The sequence below is a fragment of the Rhodococcus sp. B7740 genome (genome assembly GCF_000954115.1).
Lineage (GTDB): Bacteria > Actinomycetota > Actinomycetes > Mycobacteriales > Mycobacteriaceae > Rhodococcoides.
The window spans coordinates 4,287,453-4,308,152 of sequence record NZ_CP010797.1 but is presented as its reverse complement, the minus strand read 5'-3'; the positions used below and the strand labels follow the sequence as shown (position 1 = coordinate 4,308,152).

General features: G+C 64.6%; 20 protein-coding genes. 12 read left to right on the top strand and 8 right to left on the bottom strand.

Going from position 1 to position 20,700, the window contains the following annotated elements:
- Positions 1-8: 8 nt before the first annotated feature.
- Together NY08_RS19980 and NY08_RS19975 are read right to left on the bottom strand one after the other, a co-directional pair.
- Positions 9-791: an alpha/beta fold hydrolase gene (locus NY08_RS19980; protein ID WP_032395573.1), complete on the bottom strand. Its 783-nt coding sequence runs from the start codon at positions 789-791 to the stop codon at positions 9-11.
- Positions 792-820: 29 nt separating this feature from the next.
- Complete coding sequence (locus NY08_RS19975; RefSeq protein WP_045198330.1) at positions 821-1,753, bottom strand: oxygenase MpaB family protein; 933 nt, start codon at positions 1,751-1,753, stop codon at positions 821-823.
- Positions 1,754-1,776: 23 nt separating this feature from the next.
- On the opposite strand from NY08_RS19975, the gene NY08_RS19970 reads away from it, so the two are divergent.
- The 3 genes from NY08_RS19970 to NY08_RS19960 are packed head-to-tail and all read left to right on the top strand — an operon-like array spanning position 1,777 to position 5,053.
- Entirely contained in the window at positions 1,777-2,361 is a 585-nt protein-coding gene (locus NY08_RS19970; protein WP_045198328.1) for a TetR/AcrR family transcriptional regulator, read from the top strand.
- Between the two features lie 16 nt (positions 2,362-2,377).
- Positions 2,378-2,638, top strand: a complete 261-nt coding sequence (locus NY08_RS19965) for an acyl-CoA-binding protein (RefSeq protein WP_032395297.1) — start codon at positions 2,378-2,380, stop codon at positions 2,636-2,638.
- Positions 2,639-2,686: 48 nt separating this feature from the next.
- Positions 2,687-5,053: an FdhF/YdeP family oxidoreductase gene (locus NY08_RS19960; protein WP_045198326.1), complete on the top strand. Its 2,367-nt coding sequence runs from the start codon at positions 2,687-2,689 to the stop codon at positions 5,051-5,053.
- Positions 5,054-5,062: 9 nt separating this feature from the next.
- Here NY08_RS19960 and NY08_RS19955 read toward each other — a convergent pair whose 3' ends face one another.
- Positions 5,063-5,881: an oxygenase MpaB family protein gene (locus NY08_RS19955; protein ID WP_045198324.1), complete on the bottom strand. Its 819-nt coding sequence runs from the start codon at positions 5,879-5,881 to the stop codon at positions 5,063-5,065.
- Between the two features lie 92 nt (positions 5,882-5,973).
- Here NY08_RS19955 and NY08_RS19950 point away from each other — a divergent pair, with 92 nt between their 5' ends.
- Positions 5,974-6,582 carry a TetR/AcrR family transcriptional regulator gene (locus NY08_RS19950; protein WP_045200834.1) on the top strand — a complete coding sequence of 203 codons (609 nt, stop codon included), beginning with the start codon at positions 5,974-5,976 and terminating at the stop codon, positions 6,580-6,582.
- Here the strand turns inward: NY08_RS19950 and NY08_RS19945 are convergent.
- Both NY08_RS19945 and NY08_RS19940 read right to left on the bottom strand, forming a co-directional pair.
- Positions 6,571-7,209 carry a GntR family transcriptional regulator gene (locus NY08_RS19945; protein ID WP_032395300.1) on the bottom strand — a complete coding sequence of 213 codons (639 nt, stop codon included), beginning with the start codon at positions 7,207-7,209 and terminating at the stop codon, positions 6,571-6,573. The two genes, NY08_RS19950 and NY08_RS19945, sit on opposite strands and share 12 nt — an antisense overlap.
- Before the next feature lie 6 nt (positions 7,210-7,215).
- The gene (locus tag NY08_RS19940; protein WP_045200832.1) at positions 7,216-8,358 is read right to left on the bottom strand and encodes an acyl-CoA dehydrogenase family protein; all 1,143 of its coding nucleotides are present in this window, start codon (positions 8,356-8,358) and stop codon (positions 7,216-7,218) included.
- A 122-nt stretch (positions 8,359-8,480) separates the two neighbouring features.
- On the opposite strand from NY08_RS19940, the gene NY08_RS19935 reads away from it, so the two are divergent.
- Together NY08_RS19935 and NY08_RS19930 are read left to right on the top strand one after the other, a co-directional pair.
- On the top strand, positions 8,481-9,977 hold the full coding sequence (locus tag NY08_RS19935) for an aldehyde dehydrogenase family protein (RefSeq protein ID WP_045198323.1): 1,497 nt from the start codon (positions 8,481-8,483) through the stop codon (positions 9,975-9,977).
- Positions 9,978-9,979: 2 nt separating this feature from the next.
- On the top strand, positions 9,980-10,876 hold the full coding sequence (locus NY08_RS19930) for an oxygenase MpaB family protein (protein ID WP_045198318.1): 897 nt from the start codon (positions 9,980-9,982) through the stop codon (positions 10,874-10,876).
- A gap of 11 nt (positions 10,877-10,887) precedes the next feature.
- Here NY08_RS19930 and NY08_RS19925 read toward each other — a convergent pair whose 3' ends face one another.
- Positions 10,888-12,090 carry a TetR/AcrR family transcriptional regulator gene (locus NY08_RS19925; RefSeq protein ID WP_082074060.1) on the bottom strand — a complete coding sequence of 401 codons (1,203 nt, stop codon included), beginning with the start codon at positions 12,088-12,090 and terminating at the stop codon, positions 10,888-10,890.
- 183 nt (positions 12,091-12,273) lie between these two features.
- Here NY08_RS19925 and fadD5 point away from each other — a divergent pair, with 183 nt between their 5' ends.
- From fadD5 to NY08_RS19900, 5 genes are all read left to right on the top strand, one after another.
- Positions 12,274-13,830, top strand: coding sequence for a fatty-acid--CoA ligase FadD5 (fadD5, locus tag NY08_RS19920; RefSeq protein ID WP_045198312.1), 1,557 nt, complete (start codon positions 12,274-12,276; stop codon positions 13,828-13,830).
- A gap of 246 nt (positions 13,831-14,076) precedes the next feature.
- On the top strand, positions 14,077-14,391 hold the full coding sequence (gene mihF / locus NY08_RS19915; RefSeq protein WP_008712632.1) for an integration host factor, actinobacterial type: 315 nt from the start codon (positions 14,077-14,079) through the stop codon (positions 14,389-14,391).
- A gap of 68 nt (positions 14,392-14,459) precedes the next feature.
- Positions 14,460-14,942, top strand: coding sequence for a cation:proton antiporter regulatory subunit (locus NY08_RS19910; protein ID WP_032395305.1), 483 nt, complete (start codon positions 14,460-14,462; stop codon positions 14,940-14,942).
- Positions 14,943-14,960: 18 nt separating this feature from the next.
- A complete protein-coding gene (locus NY08_RS19905) occupies positions 14,961-16,133 on the top strand; it encodes a cation:proton antiporter (RefSeq protein ID WP_032395306.1) in 1,173 nt (390 codons plus the stop codon).
- 12 nt (positions 16,134-16,145) lie between these two features.
- Entirely contained in the window at positions 16,146-16,808 is a 663-nt protein-coding gene (locus tag NY08_RS19900; protein WP_045198309.1) for a GntR family transcriptional regulator, read from the top strand.
- Between the two features lie 64 nt (positions 16,809-16,872).
- Here NY08_RS19900 and NY08_RS19895 read toward each other — a convergent pair whose 3' ends face one another.
- Together NY08_RS19895 and NY08_RS19890 are read right to left on the bottom strand one after the other, a co-directional pair.
- A complete protein-coding gene (locus NY08_RS19895) occupies positions 16,873-19,008 on the bottom strand; it encodes a 3-hydroxyacyl-CoA dehydrogenase NAD-binding domain-containing protein (RefSeq protein ID WP_032395307.1) in 2,136 nt (711 codons plus the stop codon).
- A gap of 9 nt (positions 19,009-19,017) precedes the next feature.
- The gene (locus tag NY08_RS19890) at positions 19,018-20,229 is read right to left on the bottom strand and encodes an acetyl-CoA C-acetyltransferase (protein ID WP_032395308.1); all 1,212 of its coding nucleotides are present in this window, start codon (positions 20,227-20,229) and stop codon (positions 19,018-19,020) included.
- 232 nt (positions 20,230-20,461) lie between these two features.
- Between NY08_RS19890 and NY08_RS19885 the strand changes: the two genes are divergently transcribed.
- A complete protein-coding gene (locus tag NY08_RS19885; RefSeq protein WP_045198306.1) occupies positions 20,462-20,698 on the top strand; it encodes a hypothetical protein in 237 nt (78 codons plus the stop codon).
- Positions 20,699-20,700: the final 2 nt, after the last annotated feature.

Below are 20,700 nucleotides of genomic sequence, written 5' to 3'. Positions count from 1 at the left end.
AGTGGAAGCTAGCGACCGGTCGCCCGCAGGATGACCCGCGCGGTCTCGGTCGGCTGATCCCAGTGCGGGAAGTGTCCGCATTTCTCGAACCAGTGCAGGGTGGCGTCGGGGAATCGCTCCAGCGCCACCTTCGCCTGGCTGGGCAGCGTTACCTTGTCCTGGCGACCCCAGCCGATGAGCAGCGACCCCTGCAACGTCCCCTTCGGCGCACCGATCTGCTTGGGCCCGTTGATCAAGGCTTTACGTGCGGCGTCCAGCGAGGGTGATGTCTTGGTGGAGAAGCCTTTGAGCTCCCGCTCGACCAATCCACTCGGCAGCTTCCACGGCGCAGCCGAGAACTGAGCCAGCGCAGCCGTTCTGGTCACCGGGTTGCCGGCCAGGAACGGCACCAGTGGCTGCACGTTCTTCATCAGGGCCAGCGACGCGGTGATCGTGGCTCCGAAGATCTTGACCTGGCGGTCGTTCCAGAACCCACCGGGATCGAGTGCCACCATCGAACCGCGGTGGCCGCGGCGACCGAGCTCGACGACCATGCGCGCGCCCATCGAACTACCGACGAGGTCTGCGTCGGACAGTCCCTCGTCGTCGAGGTACGCACGCAACGCATCGGTGAGCGTCTCGATCGACACCTCCGACAGAGGCGGAGTCTGCCCGAATCCGGGCAGATCGAGGGCAATGACCTCTCGATGCGCGGCCAGGGCGGGGACGATGGGGTCCCAGTTGCGGTGCGAGGAACCGAGACCGTGCACGAGGACCAGCGGCTTACCGGATCCGGTTCTGGAGTTGTACATGAACTGCCATGTACCCACGGCCGGTGGTTCTACACATTCGGGCTGTAGTGCGAGGGGTCCGAACGACGTTCCACCGGCGGCAGATTCCGCGCCGGCGTGTGCACCAGTGGTGCCGTTCTCCCGATCCGACCCGTGACGCGGTCCCATCCGGCGCGGCCGCGCGGGTGCAGTCGTCGTCGCGGCGGCACCAACCCGAACACGAGGTTCACCGCCTTACCGAACAGCGCGAAACGCCTCTCGTCCCGAGCGGACCAGCTGTAGCCGAGCAGCTCACGCACCGGCCGGTCGTAGAGCCCGACGGTGATCCAGACGAACAGCCTCGCCACCGGTCGCCTGAGCGCCGCCCACACTCGTTCGGGCAGCCAGGATGCGTAGGGCGGTGGTCCCAGCTTCGACAGGTCGAGCACACCTCGGGCAGCCATGTTGTCTTCCAAAACGTTTCGGCACATGTGATCCCAATACTTCTGGAACTCGGGCCAGGTTGCGGGTACCGGCCGCATGCTCATGCCGTAGAGCTGGTACCACTGCACATGCTCTTCGAACAGAGTGACCTTCTGCTCCTCGGTCAGGCCGCCCATGAAGTGGTCTGCAGTGAGCACGGTGCCCATGAAGAAGGTGGCGTGTGCCCAGTAGAAGGTGTCGGGATCGAGCGCGTGGTATTTGCGGCCCTTGGCGTCGATTCCCTTGATGTTCGTGTGATATCCGCGGACCTGCAGTGCGGTCTCCTCGGCCCGATCGCCATCGAACACGACGCCGCCGATGGGGTACAACGATCGATACAGGCGCTGCCAGCGCTCGTCGAAGAACGTCGAGTGCTGCTCCACCCCGGCTCCGAGCCCTGGATGCATGTTCTGCATCGACCCTGCCCAGATGCCCTGCAGCATGCCCCGCCAGTCGCCGAAGTACTTCCAGGTGAGTGAGTCGGGACCGAGCGGAACGGGTCGATCGGACTGACTACGCATGTTGTCACACTAGAGTTGACAACATGCGTAGTCAACAGTTGGAGGAACGCAGATCCAAGCGGTACGACGCACTGCTCGCCGCAGGGGTCGAGCTCCTCGGCGCGCCCGACGGACCGGCAGTGAACGTGCGAGCCGTCTGCCGTACCGCCGGGCTGACCGAGCGGTACTTCTACGAGAGCTTCTCCGATCGCGACGCGTTCGTCCGGGCCGTGTACGCCTGGGTGGGATCGAGAGCCCAGAAGACGTTGATCGACGCCGTCGCGACGGCAACCACCCCCGAGGACACCATCGCCGCGCCCGTGCGTGCATTCGTCGAACTGATCATCGACGAACCACGAACGGGACGGGTTCTGCTCATCGCACCGTTGGCCGAGCCTGCGCTCAGCCGACGCGGACTCGACCTGCTGCCGGGCTTCGTCGAACTGGTGCACGCCCAACTGCCCGACTCCGCCGACCGACAGCTGATCGCCGTCGGAACCGTCGGGGCGCTGACTGCCCTGTTCATCGGCTGTCTCGACGGCACGCTCGCCGTCACCGGCGAAGCCCTCGTGGCGCACTGCATTCGGCTTGTTTCCGATGCTGCCGTGCAAGGATGGCACCACCTCTAGCAGAAGGAGTTCTCCCATGTCCGATCTCGACCAGTCGTTCGCCGACGCGCAGGTGGACGTCAAGAAGCTCACGTCCAAGCCGAGCAACGACGACCTCCTGCGCCTGTACTCGCTCTACAAGCAGGGTTCGATCGGTGACGTCTCGGGTAAGCGGCCGGGACGACTGGACATGGTGAACCGTGCGAAGTTCGATGCCTGGGCGAAGCTCGAAGGCACGAGCCAGGATTCGGCGAAGCAGCAGTACGTGGATCTGGTGACCGAACTCCTCGCCGGCTGAGCCGAAGGCTATGGTCGAGTGCGGGGGTAACGCAACGAAGGGACCCGCATGAGACGCACCGACAGCGACGTCGACGAGGCCGAGCTCGATATCGAGAAGCCGAAGACCCATGCCGCAGGTGCCACCGCTGTCGCGGTGTCGATGAAGCGAGCACTCGGGCACATGGGGCCCAAGCGCACCGCGCAGACGCTCCTCAAGCTGAACCAGGCCGAGGGTTTCGACTGCATGAGCTGCGCGTGGCCGGACCCGGATCCGGGCCATCGGCACGCAGCGGAGTTCTGCGAGAACGGAGCCAAGGCCGTTGCCGAGGAGGCGACGACGACCCGGGCAACCCCGGAGTTCTTCGCGCAGCACAGCATTGCCGAGCTCGACGGTCACACCGAGCACTGGCTCGGCCAGCAGGGCCGGATCACGCATCCGATGATCAAGCGGCCCGGCGGCACGCACTACGAACCGATCGAGTGGGACGACGCGTTCCGCCTGATCGGCGACGAGCTGAAGTCACTTGGCAGCCCGGACGAAGCCATCTTCTACACCTCGGGCCGCGCCTCCAACGAGTCCGCGTTCACCTACCAACTGTTCGCCAGGGCATTCGGCACCAACAACATGCCCGACTGCTCCAACATGTGTCACGAGTCGACGTCCATCGCGCTGCAGGAGTCCATCGGTATCGGCAAGGCCAGCGTCACGCTCGACGACGTCCACAACGCCGAACTGATCATCCTCGCCGGTCAGAATCCCGGCACCAACCACCCGCGCATGCTCTCCGCCCTCGAGCTGGCGAAGCAGAACGGCGCAAAGATTCTGTCCATCAACCCGCTTCGCGAAGCGGGTTTGCTGAACTTCAAGAACCCGCAGACTCCGCGCGGCATGGTGGGACCGGGAACGGACCTGTCGGATCTGCACCTTCCGATCAAGCTCAACGGCGATCTCGCCCTGTTCCAGGCCATCGGCTCGCTGCTGGTCGAGTGGGACGCACTCGATCACGAGTTCCTCGACAACTACACCGTCGGTTTCGACGCGTGGAAGGCACATGTCGCAGAGGTCGACTGGGATCTCGTCACCGAGGTGACCGGGTTGTCGGTAGCGCAGATCACCGCGGCCGCCGAGATGCTGCGCGACTCCAAGGGCACTGTCTTCTGCTGGGCCATGGGCCTGACGCAGCACCGCAATGCCGTCGCGACCATCAAGGAAGTCACCAATCTCGCGTTCGCCCAGGGCAACATCGGTAAGGCAGGTGCCGGACTGCTTCCGGTCCGCGGTCACTCCAACGTGCAGGGCGACCGCACGATGGGAATCTGGGAGCGCCCGCCGGTGGCCTTCCTCGACGCCATGGCGCAGGAGTTCGATTTCGAGCCACCTCGCGAACACGGTCTCGATACCGTCGATTCCATTCGAGCCATGCGTGACGGCAAGGCGCACTTCTTCCTCGGTCTCGGCGGCAACTTCGTCCAGGCCACCCCGGACAGCGACATCACCTTCCTGGCCCTTCGGTCGATGCGGATGACGGTGCAGATCTCCACCAAGATCAACCGCTCGCACCTGGTGTGTGGCGACACCGCACTGATCCTGCCGACCCTGGGCCGCACCGAGAAGGATGTGCAAGCCAGTGGCGAGCAGTGGATCTCGGTCGAGGACTCCACCTGCTCGGTGCACTCCTCTCGAGGACCGCTCAAGCCCGCGAGCGAGTTCCTTCGTTCCGAGGTCGCCATCGTCAGCGGAATCGCCGAGGCCACGCTCGGGGATCGGTACGGCCTGGACTGGAAGGGTTTCCGCGACGACTACCGCAACATCCGCAAGCACATCTCCCGCGTCGTCGCCGGGTGCGAGGGCTACGAGGTCAATGTTCGACGCCCCGGCGGTTTCGTCCTTCCGCACCCACCGCGCGACAGTCGGACCTTCGAAACCAAGAGCGGTCGAGGCGAATTCGCGGTCTCGCCGATCGACGTGCTGCAGGTTCCGCCGGGCCACCTGATACTGCAGACCCTGCGTAGCCACGATCAGTTCAACACGACCATCTACGGCCTGAGCGATCGGTACCGCGGTATCGAGAACGGCCGCCGCGTCATCTTCGTGCACCGCGAGGACATCTCGTCTCTCGGCTATCGCGACGGTGACATGGTCGATCTGATCACCAAGTGGGACGACGACGACGTGGAACGATGCGCGCCGTCGTTCCGCATCGTCGAGTACGACACCCCTCGGGGATCGGCTGCCGCGTACTACCCGGAGACCAATCCACTGATTCCCTTGGACTCGACTGCGCTGCAGAGCAATTGCCCCACCTCGAAGTCGGTGATCATCTCGATGGTTCCGGCGGGGACGGGCGTGCAGGGCACGGTGAACGGTCATCAGGACAACGAGGGATCGGACGAGGGGCACAAGTCGCACCCGCAGCCGCACCACCTCAGCTGAGGCCTCGAGCTAGACCAGCGCCCGGCCCGAGCGCATCCGTCGCCGGACGTCGTGCAGCAGAAGGTTGAACGGGAGTGCACGAACGGCGGGCGGCAACATCCGGTTGAGCAGGGACGCGCTGCGCAGAACAAGCGCAAACCGTCTCTGCTTGACCGGATCCCACGGCAGTTCCATCTCGTCTCGGAAACGCTGGGGCAAGAATCCCGTGGTCACGAAACGGAAGAACGGCCCGATCAACGGGTGCAGCACTGCGGGTCGGGCGAACGTTGCCGAGGCGATGCCGTGCAGGTAGCGCCGGATCGTCGGGTCGATGTAAATGTCGTCCAGTGCTGCTTCCCAGTACTTCTCGAACGCCGCTCGATCGGTGGGCCACATCTCGGGCGGCATCTGCAATGTCGATCCGAGTACGTGAGACGACCGGTACATCTCTTCCGCGTCGTCCGGATCGAGCGGCCCGTACAAGGCGACATACACATCCTCGAACCCTCGGTAGAGGCACGCCGCGACCCACAGCTGCAGGTTCGGGTCGAAGGCGTTGTACTCCACCGGACTGCCCGCCGTCGAGCGCACGGCGGCATGAGATCTGTTGGTCGCCTTCCGGTACGCGGCCTTGGTCCGATCGTCTCCCATACCCGCGACCGCCAGGTAGGACAACGTCGTTCGGGTGCGCTTGATCGGGTGCCGGTTGATCTGCCCGGATTCCACGCGGCTTTCGAAAACCCCGTATCCGACGGCGGGATGCCCGAGTTGCATGATGACGTTCGCCGAACCGGCGAGCAGGCCGAAGCCGGTCATGGACTTGCGTAGAAGGTCGTTGTCGACAGTCATGACGCAGTCGAGCCCTCCCCTGTCGGCAATCTGAGTACGTGCGTGTTCAGATCAAGCTAGGCGCGGGTGCCGAGCGGTGTCAAGATGTGTTCATGCCCGATTCACCCCGTACCTACGGCGGCGTGGACGGTTCGGCCCGAGTCGCCGACCGTCGACGCATCCTCATCGAGACCGGACTCGATCTGCTCGGAACTGCCAAGCCCGACTTGACGGTTCGAGGGGTGTGCCGCCGGGCCGGCGTCGCGAGCCGCTACTTCTACGAGAGTTTCGCGGACCGGAGTGCGCTCATGGAGGCCGTGTACGACCACGTCGTCGAGGAGGTCGCAGCCATCGCACTCGACGCGGTCGCCGCAGCACCGAGGGACGCCCGAGAACGGGTCCACGCCGGAATTCGTGCGATCGTGCGCGCAGTCGCGGACGACCCCCGCCGTGGGTTCCTCATGTTCTCCGCCACTGCGGTCGGCGACATCGTGGTGGCGAAACGGGCCGAGTCGACGAAGATGTTCGCCCGTCTGCTCGCCACTCAGGCCACCGAGTTCTACGGCACGACCGGAGACCACGATCTCGATCTGACAACCTATTTCGTCGTCGGCGGATTCGCTCAGGTGCTCACTGCGTGGCTCGGCGGCGAACTCGAGATGGACGAGGAGGCCGTGGTCGTCCGCTGCGCCGAGCTGTTACTGGCCGCATCACCCCGTTAGCCGGGTCACCAGCTCGGCTCCGGAGAGGAAGTGCCGGCACGTCAGGTCACCGACGAGCTCGACGTCGCGCCGCCGGAATGCCTCGATCAACTGTTCGTGATGGCGGACCGCGTGCTCACCCCATTGCCTGTTCGACGCGTACAGCCGCGAGGGTGTGTATCTCACGGCACCGAGGAGAAACCAGGCCAGCTTGGTTCCTCCGGCGAATCTGTTGATGTACCTGTGGAATTCGAACTCGCAGGACTCCACCGATTCGAAGTCGGATCGGGCCACGGCGTCACGCAATCGATCGTTCACGGCGCGAAGCGCCTCGATCTGTTCGTTCGTGATGTGCTGCGCGGCGCGGCGGGCCAACGCTGCCGCGATCGTGCCCTGCAACCAGAAGATGTCCTCGATGTCGCGTTCGGTCAACTCGTTGACCCGGTAGCCCCGACGCGGCACCAGTTCCACCAGACCTTCACCGCGCAACGCCACCAATGCTTCTCGCACGGGAGTGGCACTGACCCCGAGCTCGCCCGCCGTATCGTCGATGCGCACGAAGGTGCCCGGTGTCAGTACGCCCGTGACGATCTGCTGGCGAATACTTGCGGCGACGTCCTCCGAGAGCTGCGGGCGGCGATGCAGCACGACTGCCTAGAGTCCGTACGTCTTGCCGATGATGTCACGCTGAATCTCGTTGGTACCGCCGTAGATCGAGGACACGAGAGTCGTCCGCACATGCTTTTCCATGTCGAATTCGGTGGCGTAACCGTAGCCGCCCATCATCTGCATGCCCTCGAGGGCCACCTTCTTCGCGGTCTCGGTGAGCTTGAGCTTGGCCATCGAGGCTTCTCGCGGGAACAGCTTCGTCGGGTTCTCGTCGACCAACCGAGCCACGTGGTAGACCAGCAGCCGTCCGCATTCGATCTCGGTCGCCAGATCGGCGATGCGATGTCGCAGTGCCTGGAACGTCCCGACGGGCCTACCGAATTGCTTTCGCTGGGTGACGAAGTCGAGTGTGTCGTCGAACGCTCGTTGCGCAGTGCCGAGCATCATCGCCGCCAGGATCAGGCGCTCGATGTTCAGGCCGGTCATCAGCTGCGACCATCCTTGACCTTCCACTCCGACCACCGCGTCCTCGGGCAGTGCACAGTCGGTGAAGTAGAGGTCGTTGACTTCCTTGCCACCCATCGTGTCGATGCCGACGATGTTCAGGCCCTCGATATCGGCCGGGACGTCGAACATCGTCAGACCCTCGTGCTTGCCACCTTCTCTGCCCGTACGTGCGACGAGCAGGATCCGATCGGCGAAATGCGCATTCGAGCACCAGGTCTTCTGGCCGTTGATCAGCCAGCCGGAGTCGGTCTTCTCGGCGCGGCAGGTCAGATTTCCCACATCAGAGCCGGCTTCGGGCTCGGACATGGAGATCGAGTAGCTTCGGCCGGCGACGATGCCACCGAGAACTGTGTCCTTCTGCGCCGGGGTGCCGAACTTCTCGTAGGCCGCACCGGTGATCAAGGTGGGACCGATGCCGCCGATGGGAGCCATGGCCTTCGCGGACTCTTCGAGCAGAATGCACAGATCGACGGTGCTGCCGCCCGCTCCGCCGTGCTCCTCGGAGATGATCGCGCCCAACCAGCCCAGCTCGGCCATCTTGTCGTAGAGCGCCTGGTTGTGACTGTGCGCGCCGTGCTCGGTGAGCGCGTCCCGCTGCGCCCTGGTGCCGGCCTCTTTCGCGCAGAACGACGCAACCGCCTGCGCGAAGGCGGTCTGTTCCCGAGTGAGATCGATGCTCATGAATTGCTCCTGCACGTCGAGGCAGCGGGGGTTGTCGCAACCGGACACGACGCATAGTGTGTCCTGGACAACATTGAATCACATCAAATATATGTGATGCGATCCGCTGGAGGATAGAGCCCATGACGGACCAGATCGAACGAACGACCGAGAGCAGCTTCGAAAGCCTCGATCCCCGAACGGGTGTCGCACTCGCCACGTATCCGATCGCGGGCCCCGCAGAGGTCGACATCGCCGTCGCTCGAGCCCGGTCGGCCGCACGCTGGTGGGACGTACAGGGCTTCGTCGGACGCAAACGATGGCTGCTGGAATTCAAGTCCGCCATCGCCAGGGACGCCCCGAGCCTCGCCGCCGTCATCGCCGCCGAAACCGGCAAGCCCGACGAGGACTCGCTGCTCGAGGTCATGCTCGGCGTCGAACACCTGGACTGGGCGGCCCGCAACGCCGAGAAGATTCTGCGGCAGCGCAAGGTCGGATCGGGCCTGCTCGCGGTGAACCAGAAGGCCTACGTCGGATACCGACCGTTCGGCGTCGTCGGAGTCATCGGCCCCTGGAACTACCCGCTCTACACACCGATGGGTTCCATCGCGTACGCCCTCGCCGCAGGCAACACCGTCGTGTTCAAACCGAGCGAACTGACGCCGGGCGTCGGCACCTGGTTGGCCGAGAAGTGGCAGTCACTGGCCGCTCCGCACCCGGTGTTCCAGACCATCACCGGCGACGGATCCACCGGTACCGCCCTCGTCGAATCCGGCGTGGACAAGATCGCGTTCACCGGCTCCACTGCCACCGCCAAGAAGGTCATGGCAACCTGCGCGAAGTCGCTGACCCCACTCGTCGCCGAGTGCGGCGGCAAGGACGCGATGCTCGTCGACGCAGACGCGGACATCACTGCCGCAGTGGAATTCGCGACGTTCGGGGCGATGGGCAACGCCGGGCAGACCTGCGCAGGCGTCGAACGCATCTACGTCGCGGCTCCGGTGTACGACCGGTTCGTCGGTGAATTCACCGCCGCGGTGAAAGCGCTGAAGCCCGGCGGAACGAAGACCTCGTCCTACGGCCCGATGACACTGGGCAAACAGAGCGAGATCGTGCGAGGCCAGATCGAGGACGCTCTCGCCAAGGGCGGCAAGGCCGTCGTCGGCGGCCTCGAGTCGCTGCACGGGCCGTACATCGACCCGGTGGTTCTCACCGACGTACCCGAGGATTCGACGGCGATCACCGAGGAGACCTTCGGTCCGACCGTGGTGGTCAACAAGGTTCGCGATCTCGACGAGGCCATCGAGCGGGCCAACGCGTCCAAGTACGGACTCGGCGCATCGGTGTTCACCCAGGACGGAGCAGTGGGCAGACGCGCCGCCGAGAAGCTCGATTGTGGTGTCGTGACGGTCAATTCGGTCCTCGGATTCGCCGGCGTTCCGGCGCTGCCGTTCGGCGGCACGGGCGACTCGGGATTCGGCCGCATCCATGGGGCCGACGGCCTGCGCGAGTTCAGCACCGTCAAATCGTTGACCGTGCAGAGTTTCGCAGCTCCGATCAATCTGCTGACGATGAAGCGCAAAGCGCGAAACATGAAGCTCTCCGTGCTGGCACTGAAGCTTCGGCACGGAAGAGGCTGACCATGGACATCACGCCGAAGAAGGGGCGCTTCGGCTGGCTTCGACGCATCGAGGAACTCGACCCGGTGCGGGATTGTCACACCATCCACCGCATCACGGCCGGCTACGAGTTCCCGTGGGACTACCAGCGTTCACTCGAGTTCGCGCTGTTCCGTACCTACTGCGTGCCGACCATCTCGGCGCTGTTGGCCGAGACCGGCGAATTCGAGAACCGCCCCCAGAAGCGCTACGACGACACCTCGCTACTGATGGCCGAACTGCTCGAGCACGGATACGACTCCGACCGGGGACGTGAATCGCTTCGGACGGTCAACCGAATGCACGGGCAGTACGACATCTCCAACGACGACATGCTCTACGTGTTGACGACGTTCGTCTACGAGCCGATCGAATGGATCGACACCTACGGATGGCGTCGCCTGCACCCCAAGGAACGACTCGCGACGTTCCACTTCTACCGCGAAGTGGGAAAGCGAATGGGAATCAAGAACATTCCCGAGTCGTACACCGAGTTCGCGCAGTTCAAGCTCGACTACGAGGAGCGGACGTTCCGCTTCACCGAGGACAATCGTCGGATCGGCACGTACACCCTGGATCTGTACTGCTCCTGGTACCCCGCTGCGCTGACCCCCGCAGTGAAGCAGGGAGTGTTCGCACTGTTGGACGACCGGATGGCCGGTGCCTTCGGGTTCCCTGCAGGCTCACCGACGGTCGAGCGGGTGGCCGTGCGGGCTCTGCGCGCCAGGGCCCGCGTCGAGCGGTTCCTACCCAAGCGAACGCGATCTCGGGCCACCGCCGACGCGTCGAACAGGACCTACCCCGGCTATCCTGTCGGCTACCGCCCCCGAGATCTGGGCACCGAAGCATGCCCGTACTCCGCTGTGCCGACTCCGGCCTGAACGCGGAGGGTTCATCCCAGAAGTACCGCCGTCATCGTCTGCTGCACCCGGGCCATTGTTCGGTCGGACCGCTCGAACCGCACCGTCCGACCCACGTCGAAGACCAACCCGAGAGCGGCGTGGATCAGAAATCGTGAGACCACCACGCTCGTGTTCGGCCGGGCCTCACGCAGCAGCTGCGCCCAGCCGTCGACGTTGTGGCGCTGAATCCGGCGCAGTGTCGCGCGCCGATCGGCCGGTAGATTTCCGATCTCGGCGAAGTACACGGCCACCAGTTCGCCCTGCCGGAAGGTCAATTCGGTGTACAGCCTGGCGAAGGTCCGCACCGCGTCGACCGGGCAGTTCGACTGCTCCAGCGCGCCGGCGAGGGTGTCGGTGAGCTGGGCGTTGGCACGATGCAACGCGGCCTCGAGCAGCTCGGCCTTGCTGGGGAAGTAGCGGTACACGCTCGAGGCGGTGATGGACGCTGCTGCGCCGATGTCGTCGAGGCCCACCTCGTGGTACCCGTGCAGATAGAACAGCCGAATCGAATGGTGCAGCAGCTCTTCCCGTTTCGATGCATGCTCGAGCACACAGTCGCGGTGGGGCGATTCGCTGCCCTGCTGCGGAAGTTCGGTCCGCAGGACCGACCGTGCGGCAGCGAGCATCGACTCCTCGATCTGCTTGGCCGACAATGCCGATCGATGCGCGGTGATGCTGGCGACCACACTGATCGACGCCGTGGCCAGCAGAGCGGCGTCCGCCTCGGACAGATCGGGGCGAAGCTGTCGCAACGGCACCGTCACTCGCTCGTGCACCGTGCGCAACGCTCGCCGTAGGTATTCGCGGTCCGAACCGACGAGATAGCGCCCCTCCCATCGATACAACCCACCGGTGCGGCGATTGTCGATGGTGGTGGCGATGATGGCACCGATGACCGCGTCGATCCGGGACTGTGGATCCTCCACATCGTCGACGACCGGATCGATGACGGCCGGATCCGTTGCCGCGACCAAGGAGTCGGTCATCCGCATGACGGTGTCGACGAACAGTGAGTATTTGGTCGGGAAGTGCCGGTACAGCGCGGGCCCGGAAATACCGACGGTGGCAGCGATGTCCTCGATTCCGACGGGGTGATAGCCGCGCTCGCTGAATGCCTCGGCCGCGGCCACCAGAATCTGCGACTTCCGATTCCGTGGCCGACGCCTCGGCTCCGTGGCACTCGTCTCGCTCATCGCCTCACCTCGCCGGTCGTCTCGAGTGCTCATAGTAGCGGGATCGATGCGAATGATCACAAACTTAATACGTCATTGACCTGCTGAAATGCAGTCAACAGAGTCCCGGACAAAGCGGCCCGCAGTCTGTAAGCTGCATCACATTCGATCCCCCGCTCATACGGCTGACGAGAGGAACCGGCGATGGCCGCTCACCCCAACGAACCCGGATTGTCCAACCGAAACAACTGGAACAACCACGTTCGACGGCACGCCCTCATGCAGCCCGAGGCAGTGGCGCTTCGGTTTCAGGGGCGATCGATCGGCTGGCGCGAACTCGACGACCGCGTCGCGCGGCTCGCGGGCGCGCTGCAGAGCCGCGGAATCGGATTCGGTGACCGGGTATTGATCGTGATGCTCAACCGCCCCGAATATCTCGAGGCGGTCCTGGCGATCAACGCGCTCGGCGCACTCGCCGTCCCGGTGAACTTCCGGATGACTCCGCCGGAAGTGACGTTTCTCGCGCAGAACAGCGGCTCGTCCCTGGTGATCTCCGACGAGACCCTCGCTCCACTGGCCGAAGCAGTTGTAGCGCAAAGCGATTCACTGACCGGAATCATCGTCGCCGGAGACGCGTACGAGGCGCTGCTGTCCACCGCCGAACCGGCGGACCCCGTCGACGTGCCGGACGACGCCCCGGCACTGATCATGTACACCTCGGGCACCACCGGAAGGCCCAAGGGCGCGGTACTCACACACGCGAACATGCAGGCGCAGGCGTTCACCTGTGTCCGGGCACTGCAGATGAGCGCCACCGACGAGGTCGGCTTCTGCGCCTCACCGATGTTCCACATCGCCGCACTCGGCAGCCTCGCGCCGAGCCTGCTGCTCGGGATTCCCACCGTCGTCCACCCGGTCGGGGCATTCGATCCGGGCACCCTGCTCGACGTACTCGCCGCCGAACGTGTCACCAACCTCTTTCTCGTTCCCGTGCAGTGGCAGGCGATGTGCGCCGAGCAGGCGGCCAACCCGAGAGAGCTTGCCCTGCGGGTCATTTCCTGGGGCGCCGCCCCGGCATCGGACACCGTTCTGCGCGCGATGTCGGACACGTTCCCGGGTGCGATGAACGTCGCGGTGTTCGGGCAGACCGAGATGTCGCCCATCACCTGTGTGCTCGACGGCGTCGACGCCCTTCGCAAACTCGGCTCGGTAGGACGCGTCGTCCCGACCGTCGCAGCACGCGTCGTCGACGACGACATGAACGACGTGGCGCAGGGCGAGATCGGCGAAATCGTCTATCGAGGGCCCACATTGATGCGCGAATACTGGGAGAACCCCGACGCGACCGCGGACGCGTTCCACGGCGGCTGGTTCCACTCCGGCGACCTCGTACGCCAGGACGAGGAAGGCTTCGTGTTCGTCGTCGACCGCAAGAAGGACATGATCATCTCCGGCGGTGAGAACATCTACTGCGCCGAAGTCGAGAACGTCCTGTTCTCCCACCCCCGAATCCTCGAGGCCGCAGTGATCGGCCGACCCGACGACAAGTGGGGCGAGGTGCCCGTCGCGGTGGTCGCACTGCACGATTCCCCCGACACCCCCGACCTGACTCTCGACGAACTTCTCGTGTGGCTCGGCGACCATCTCGCGCGGTTCAAGCACCCCAAGGAATTGGTCGTCGTCGACGCCCTCCCGCGCAACGCGAGCGGCAAGGTGGTCAAGGTCGCACTCAGGAAGACCTACTCGCCTGCACCTGCCTGAGAGACCGGCAGGGACGCGTCGGACATGCCCGGTACACGACGCCCTTCGAGAGCCGACACGGGGCCGAAGTGCTGGTCGGGGCACACCCCGAATCGGATAGGACGTAGCCTGGCTGGGAAGGTTCGGTGGCTCGACCGGAATGACAGCCGTGTTGTTCGGTTAGATTGGAAGAGCCACCAGGCACGATGCAAGAGGGTCGAGACCTGTCAACGAGCGACGGGTCACCACAATCGAGGAGAACAGGCCATGGCTTTACCAGTATTGACACCGGAACAGCGCACCGCGGCGCTGGCCAAGGCGGCCGAGGCACGCACTGCGCGGTCGAAGCTGCTCGCATCCGTCAAGTCCGGCGAACTCAGCGTCGCTGACGTTCTCGCCAAGGCGGAGAACGACGAGATCGTCAAGAAGACCAAGGTGTCCGCCCTGATCAAGGCCCTGCCGGGTGTTGGTTCCGTGCGCGCCGCACAGCTGCTCGAGCAGCTGTCCATCGCCGATACCCGCCGTATCGGTGGCCTCGGCGCAAACCAGCGCGAAGCCCTCCTGGCCGCCGTCGCATCCTGATCGAGACGGGTCGGGCTGCACGCCCGATCCTTCGATAATGCGCTGCCTGCAGGGCTAGCATTTCGACCATGAACGTCGAAGTGACCCTGCTGCCGGGAATCGGAGTGCGAAAGGATTTCGCACTCGCTTCCGGGCGTCGCATAGGCGTCATCACCCGCAAGGACGGCGTGAACGAGTTGATCGTCTCGCGCAAGGACGACCCCGATGCGACGCAGGAATCCATCACGTTGAGCAATGAGGAAGCGGCGGCCCTGGGCAATCTGCTCGGGTCGCCGCAACTCATCGCTCAGCTCGGGGAAGAGCATCGCGACCTTCCCGGAATCAACACCCGTCGGCTTCCCATTCGCGCCGACTCACGGTTCGTCAGCCGCACACTCGGCGACACCGCCATGCGCACCAAAACCGGGGTATCGGTCGTCGCTGTCATGCGCGCCGGTCAGGTTCAACCGTCCCCCACCCCCGACTTCACGCTGGCCGCAGGTGACCTACTGGTCGCCGTCGGCACCGCGGACGGACTGGACGCAGCGGCCAAGTTGCTCGGCAATGCCTGAGATCAGTCGGGGCTGACCGTGGCCGAGAGCGCACTTGCCCTCACCGAGCTGGGTGCAGTGTTCTTCGTTCTCGGACTACTCGCTCGTCTGGCGGGTCGAATAGGTGTCTCCCCCATCCCGTTCTATCTGCTCGGCGGTCTCGCGTTCGGAAACGGCGGCATCGTCAATCTCAGCGGCATCGACGAGTTCAGCGAGATCGCGAGCGAGATCGGCGTCGTTCTGCTGCTGCTCCTGCTCGGACTCGAATACACCGCCGCCGAACTCGTCACCGGTCTGCGCCGATCCTGGATGGCCGGTCTGGTCGACATCGTGCTGAACTTCGCACCGGGTGCAGTGGTCGCGTTTCTGCTCGGCTGGGGCGGAGTCGGAGCGCTGGTGATGGGCGGTGTCACGTACATCTCGTCCTCGGGCATCATCGCCAAGGTCCTCACCGATCTGGGCCGACTGGGAAACCGCGAAACCCCCGTCGTGCTGTCGATTCTGGTGTTCGAAGACCTGGCGATGGCCATCTATCTGCCGATCCTGACCGCGGTCCTCAGCGGGGTGAGCTTCCTCGGCGGACTCGAAGCGCTCGGCATCTCACTGTTCGTCCTCACCGTCGTGCTGGTCGTCGCACTGCGCTACGGCAACCTCGTCTCCGCAGTACTCGACAGCCCCGACCGCGAAGTGGTGCTGCTCAAGGTCCTCGGATCCGCGTTACTGGTGGCCGGCATCGCGTCGGAACTGCAGGTCTCGGCCGCCGTCGGCGCGTTCCTGCTCGGTATCGCCATCTCAGGATCGACGGCCGACAACGCCACCCGCGTTCTCGAGCCACTGCGCGATCTCTTCGCCGCGATGTTCTTCGTGGTGTTCGGCCTCGCCACCGACCCGGCGACCATCCCACCCGTGCTCGGCTGGGCCGTCGTGCTCGCGGTGACCACGACAGCCACGAAGGTCGCGACCGGCTGGTGGGCGGCAGGCCGTCAGGGAATCGGACGACCTGGCCGGTTGCGCACCGGTGCGGCACTGGTGGCGCGGGGCGAGTTCTCCATCGTCATCGCCGGACTGGCCGTGGCCGCAGGCGCGGTGGAGGGCGAACTCGCGGCTCTGGCGACGGCATACGTGCTGCTGATGGCAATCCTGGGGCCCATCGCGGCCCGAGTCGTCGAACCGGTCGCGCAGGTCCTCCTTCGCGCTAAGCCCGCCGTGTGATTGGCTTTCGGAATGGTGGACAAGCGTCGAGCATCGGTTCTGCGCCGACGGCCGCAGCTGTCGGAGGAGGTGGCCAGCCACGTCCGGCACCTCGTCATGTCCGGCGAAGTGAGTCCGGGCGACTTCATCCGACTCGACGAGACCGCCGCAGAACTCGGTGTCAGCGTCACTCCCGTCCGCGAGGCACTGCTGACGCTGCGGGGTGAGGGCATCGTCGAACTCGTCCCGCATCGCGGCTACAAGGTTTCGCCGCTGACGCCGAACGACATCGTCGACATCTTCTGGTTGCAGGGCCAGATCGCCGTCGAACTGGTGCGCCGCGCAGCACCGAAGATCACCGAGGCCGAACTCGACCGACTCGCCGAACTCACCGCACTGCTGTCCGTGGCCGTCGAGAACGGCAGGCCGGAGGATGTCGAGAACTGCGAGTTCGAGTTCCACCGCGTCCTCAACCGACTCGCCGACTCGGCGAAACTGGCGTGGTTTCTCAACAACGCCACCCGCTACACACCCACCCGGCTCTATGCCACCGATCGTGACTGGGGCCGAGCGGCCGTCCGCAACCACGAGGAACTCATCGAGGCACTCGTTCGAAACGACATCGACGCCGCCTGCGAATTGATGAAGCAACAATTCACAGACGGCGCCGAGAGGTTGATCGCGCATCGCGGGTAGATGCCTTCGGCAGTGGTGCGGTTATGTGCCACCGGGGGCACTCGATCGCACCACTGCCTCGGCACTAGCGCAGCGAGGCAGGAACCTGGAAGCGATCGCCGTACTTCTTCGCCAATTCGTCTGCACGAGTGACGAATCCGGCCTGACCTCCCGGGTAGCCGACGACGTACTGGTGCACGCCTCCGGTCCAGGCAGGGAAGCCGATGCCGAAGATCGAGCCGATGTTGGCGTCGGCGGTGGTGTTCAGCACACCCTCGTCGAAGCACTTCTGCGTCTCGATGGCCTCGATGAACAGCATGCGTTCCTTGAGGTCCTCGAACGGGATGTCCGCCGAACCCGACTTGAACGCATCACGCAGTCCGGGCCACAGTCCGGTGCGCTTGCCGTCCTCGTACTCGTAGAAGCCCGCACCCTTGGCCTTCGACGGACGCTCGAACTCGTCGACCATCTTGTCGATGACGGCACCGGCCGGATCCTCGGGAGGAGTCTGACCCGCGGCGATGAGGGCGTCGTAGGTTTCCTTGCGGATCTTCTGCATCAGGTTGAGCGTCAGCTCGTCCGAGAGCTGAAGCGGCGCAGCCGGGTAACCGGCCTGCAGACCGGCCTGCTCGATGGTCGACGGCTCGACGCCCTCGCCCAGCATCGCAATGGCCTCGTTGATGAACGTGCCGATCACACGCGAGGTGAAGAAGCCGCGGCTGTCGTTGACGACGATCGGGGTCTTCTTGATGATCTGCACCAGGTCGAATGCCTTGGCCAAGGCCGCATCCGACGTCTTCTCGCCGCGAATGATCTCCACCAGCGGCATCTTGTCGACGGGTGAGAAGAAGTGGATTCCGATGAAGTCTTCCTGACGCTTGATGCCCTGAGCGAGGCTCGTGATGGGCAGCGTCGAGGTGTTGGAACCGAGCAACGCCGTCGGATCGACGAGGTCCTCGATCTCCTGGAACACCTTCTGCTTCAACTCTTCCGACTCGAAGACGGCCTCGATGACGAGGTCGGCACCTTCGACGTCCTTGGCGTCGGCCGTCGGGTGGATCCGCGCGAGCAGAGCGTCGGACTTCTCCTGGGTGGTCTTGCCACGCGAGAGTGCCTTGGCTTCGATGGCCTCGGAGTACGCCTTGCCCTTCTGCGCCGCCTCGAGAGCAACGTCCTTGAGTACCACGTCGATTCCGGCCTTGGCACACACGTACGCGATGCCCGCGCCCATCATGCCTGCGCCGAGAACCGCAACCTTGGTGAAGGTGGTCTTCTCGATGCCGTCGGGACGAGACTTACCGGCGTTGATCGCCTGCAGATCGAAGAAGAACGCCTGAATCATGTTCTTGGACACCAGGCCGGTGACCAACTCGGTGAAGTACCGCGACTCGATGGTGCACGCGTTGTCGAAGTCGACCTGCGCACCTTCGACCGCCGCCGCGAGAATCGCACGCGGTGCAGGCATCGGAGCGCCCTTGATCTGCTTGCGCAGGTTGGACGGGAATGCGGGCAGGATCTGTGCGAGCTTCGGATTGGACGGCGTGCCGCCGGGGATCTTGTAGCCCTTGACATCCCACGGTGCGACGCCACCCTCGGGGTTGGCCTTGATCCAGGCCTTGGCGGTGGGCACCAATTCGTCGATGCTGCCGACCAACTCGTGAATCAGACCGATCTCGAGTGCCTTCGCCGGACGGAACCGGGTGCCCTGCGCGAGCACGGTCATGAAGCCGGTCTGGATGCCGAGAAGTCGCGTGATGCGGGCGACGCCGCCGCCGCCGGGCAGCAGGCCGAGGGACACCTCGGGAAGACCGATCTGGACGCCGGGAACATCGGCCGCGATGCGGTGATGAGTCGCGAGCGCGATCTCGAGTCCGCCGCCGAGTGCGGCGCCGTTGATGGCGGACACGACCGGCTTGCCGAGCTTCTCGATACGACGCAGCTGGCCCTTGACTTCCTGCACCTCGTCGAACACTTGCTGAGCGTCCTCGGGCTTGGCAGCGATGAGCGTGTGCAGATCGCCGCCGGCGAAGAACGTCTTCTTGGCGGAGGTGATCACGACGCCGGTGATGGAGTCGACCTCGGCCTCGAGGCGGTCGACGGTCGCTCCCATCGAATCCTTGTACAGCTGGTTCATCGTGTTGGCGCCCTGGTTGGGGTCGTCCATCGTCAGAACGACGATACCGTCGGCGTCCTGGTCCCACTGAATCATGTTGTCAGACATCGTAATACCTCAGACTCGCTCGATGATGGTGGCGACGCCCATGCCGCCGCCGATGCACAGGGTGATCAAGGCGTACCGGCCGCCGCGGCGCTCGAGCTCGTCCAGCACGGTGCCGGTGATCATCGCTCCGGTCGCTCCCAGCGGGTGGCCCATGGCGATGGCACCACCGTTGACGTTGAGCTTCTCGTTCGGGATGTTCAGATCCTTCTGGAAGCGCAGCACCACGGAGGCGAACGCCTCGTTGAGCTCGAAGAGATCGATGTCGTCGACGGTCAGGCCCGCGGTCGCGAGAACCTTCTTCGACGCCGGGGTGGGCCCGGTCAGCATGATGGTCGTATCGGCACCACTGGTGGCGGTCGCGACGATGCGCGCCCTCGGAACCAGGTTCAGATCCTTACCGGCCTGCTCGCTGCCGACGAGGACGAGTGCTGCGCCGTCGACGATGCCGGAGCTGTTTCCGCCGGTGTGCACGTGATCGATCTTCTCGACCCAGTGGTACTTCTGCAGCGCCACATCGTCGAATCCGCCCATGGCCGCGATACCGGTGAAGGCCGGGTTCAGCTTGCCGAGCGATTCCACGGTGCTACCCGGACGCATGTGCTCGTCCTGATCGAGGATGAGCAGGCCGTTCTGGTCGGTGACCGGAACCACGGACTTGGCGAAGTAGCCGCCCGACCACGCTGCGGCGGCGCGCTCCTGCGACTGGACTGCATATGCGTCGACGTCCTCGCGGCTGAACCCCTCGATCGTCGCGATGAGGTCGGCACCGATGCCCTGCGGGGCGAAATAGGTGTCGTAGTTGGTGACGGGGTCCATGGCCCACGCGCCGCCGTCACTGCCCATCGGCACACGCGACATCGACTCGACGCCACCGGCGATGACGAGCTCGTCCCAGCCCGAGCGCACCTTCTGTGCAGCCAGGTTGACGGCCTCGAGACCGGACGCGCAGAAGCGGTTGAGCTGGAAGCCGCCGACGGTGTCGGGCATCTTCGCTGCGAGCACCGCCGTGCGCGCAATATCGGCACCCTGATCTCCGACGGGTGAGACCACGCCGAGGATGAGGTCGGAGATCCGGTTCTCGTCCATGTCGGGGAACCGTCGACGAAGCTCGTCGATCAGACCGGTCACCAGGGAAATCGGCTTCACCGAATGCAGGGAGCCGTTCTTTCCCTTGCCTCGGGGAGTCCTGATGGCCTCGTAAATGAATGCCTCTGTAGTCACAGCGCGCAGTTCCTTCCAGATACTCGATCTTCTTGCGGTCGCCGTGCCGGCCGACCGCGTCGGTGCGAGGCCATGACAGACCTCAGCTCATGCCACAGTAGGGCGGGCGATGGATCCGGCGTAAGGACCGAAACGAGCGTTGTACATGACCGACGCGAAGGTTCAGGTTTGAACGACCTGAGCGTGGGACACTCCGATAGATCAGATCTACCGAGCGCGGAAGAAGACCTCCATGGAAACCAACAACGAATTGACCGTGGGCGCTCGCGTCAAAGTACGCATTCACACCACCAGCGCCGACGACGAAGCTGCTCAGGACACGTACGAGACCGGGGCGATCGTCGAGGACTTCGGTGTCCAGACACCCGAGACCACCTCACGGGACTGGGCGGTGGCACGGCGTTGGGCCGTGGCGCTCGACAGTGGACGCCTGGTGTTCGCCGACAACGAGGACCTGACCGTCGGCTGAGT

Coding starts and splice junctions, on each gene's coding strand:
- fadD5 (WP_045198312.1), top strand. CDS start 12,274: ATGGCCGCTCACCCCAACGAACCCGGATTGTCCAACCGAAACAACTGG.
- NY08_RS19975 (WP_045198330.1), bottom strand. CDS start 1,753: ATGCGTAGTCAGTCCGATCGACCCGTTCCGCTCGGTCCCGACTCACTC.
- NY08_RS19950 (WP_045200834.1), top strand. CDS start 5,974: ATGCCCGATTCACCCCGTACCTACGGCGGCGTGGACGGTTCGGCCCGA.
- NY08_RS19970 (WP_045198328.1), top strand. CDS start 1,777: ATGCGTAGTCAACAGTTGGAGGAACGCAGATCCAAGCGGTACGACGCA.
- NY08_RS19910 (WP_032395305.1), top strand. CDS start 14,460: ATGAACGTCGAAGTGACCCTGCTGCCGGGAATCGGAGTGCGAAAGGAT.
- NY08_RS19960 (WP_045198326.1), top strand. CDS start 2,687: ATGAGACGCACCGACAGCGACGTCGACGAGGCCGAGCTCGATATCGAG.
- NY08_RS19925 (WP_082074060.1), bottom strand. CDS start 12,090: ATGAGCGAGACGAGTGCCACGGAGCCGAGGCGTCGGCCACGGAATCGG.
- NY08_RS19935 (WP_045198323.1), top strand. CDS start 8,481: ATGACGGACCAGATCGAACGAACGACCGAGAGCAGCTTCGAAAGCCTC.
- NY08_RS19965 (WP_032395297.1), top strand. CDS start 2,378: ATGTCCGATCTCGACCAGTCGTTCGCCGACGCGCAGGTGGACGTCAAG.
- NY08_RS19955 (WP_045198324.1), bottom strand. CDS start 5,881: ATGACTGTCGACAACGACCTTCTACGCAAGTCCATGACCGGCTTCGGC.
- NY08_RS19940 (WP_045200832.1), bottom strand. CDS start 8,358: ATGAGCATCGATCTCACTCGGGAACAGACCGCCTTCGCGCAGGCGGTT.
- NY08_RS19885 (WP_045198306.1), top strand. CDS start 20,462: ATGGAAACCAACAACGAATTGACCGTGGGCGCTCGCGTCAAAGTACGC.
- NY08_RS19980 (WP_032395573.1), bottom strand. CDS start 791: ATGTACAACTCCAGAACCGGATCCGGTAAGCCGCTGGTCCTCGTGCAC.
- NY08_RS19930 (WP_045198318.1), top strand. CDS start 9,980: ATGGACATCACGCCGAAGAAGGGGCGCTTCGGCTGGCTTCGACGCATC.
- NY08_RS19900 (WP_045198309.1), top strand. CDS start 16,146: ATGGTGGACAAGCGTCGAGCATCGGTTCTGCGCCGACGGCCGCAGCTG.
- NY08_RS19895 (WP_032395307.1), bottom strand. CDS start 19,008: ATGTCTGACAACATGATTCAGTGGGACCAGGACGCCGACGGTATCGTC.
- mihF (WP_008712632.1), top strand. CDS start 14,077: ATGGCTTTACCAGTATTGACACCGGAACAGCGCACCGCGGCGCTGGCC.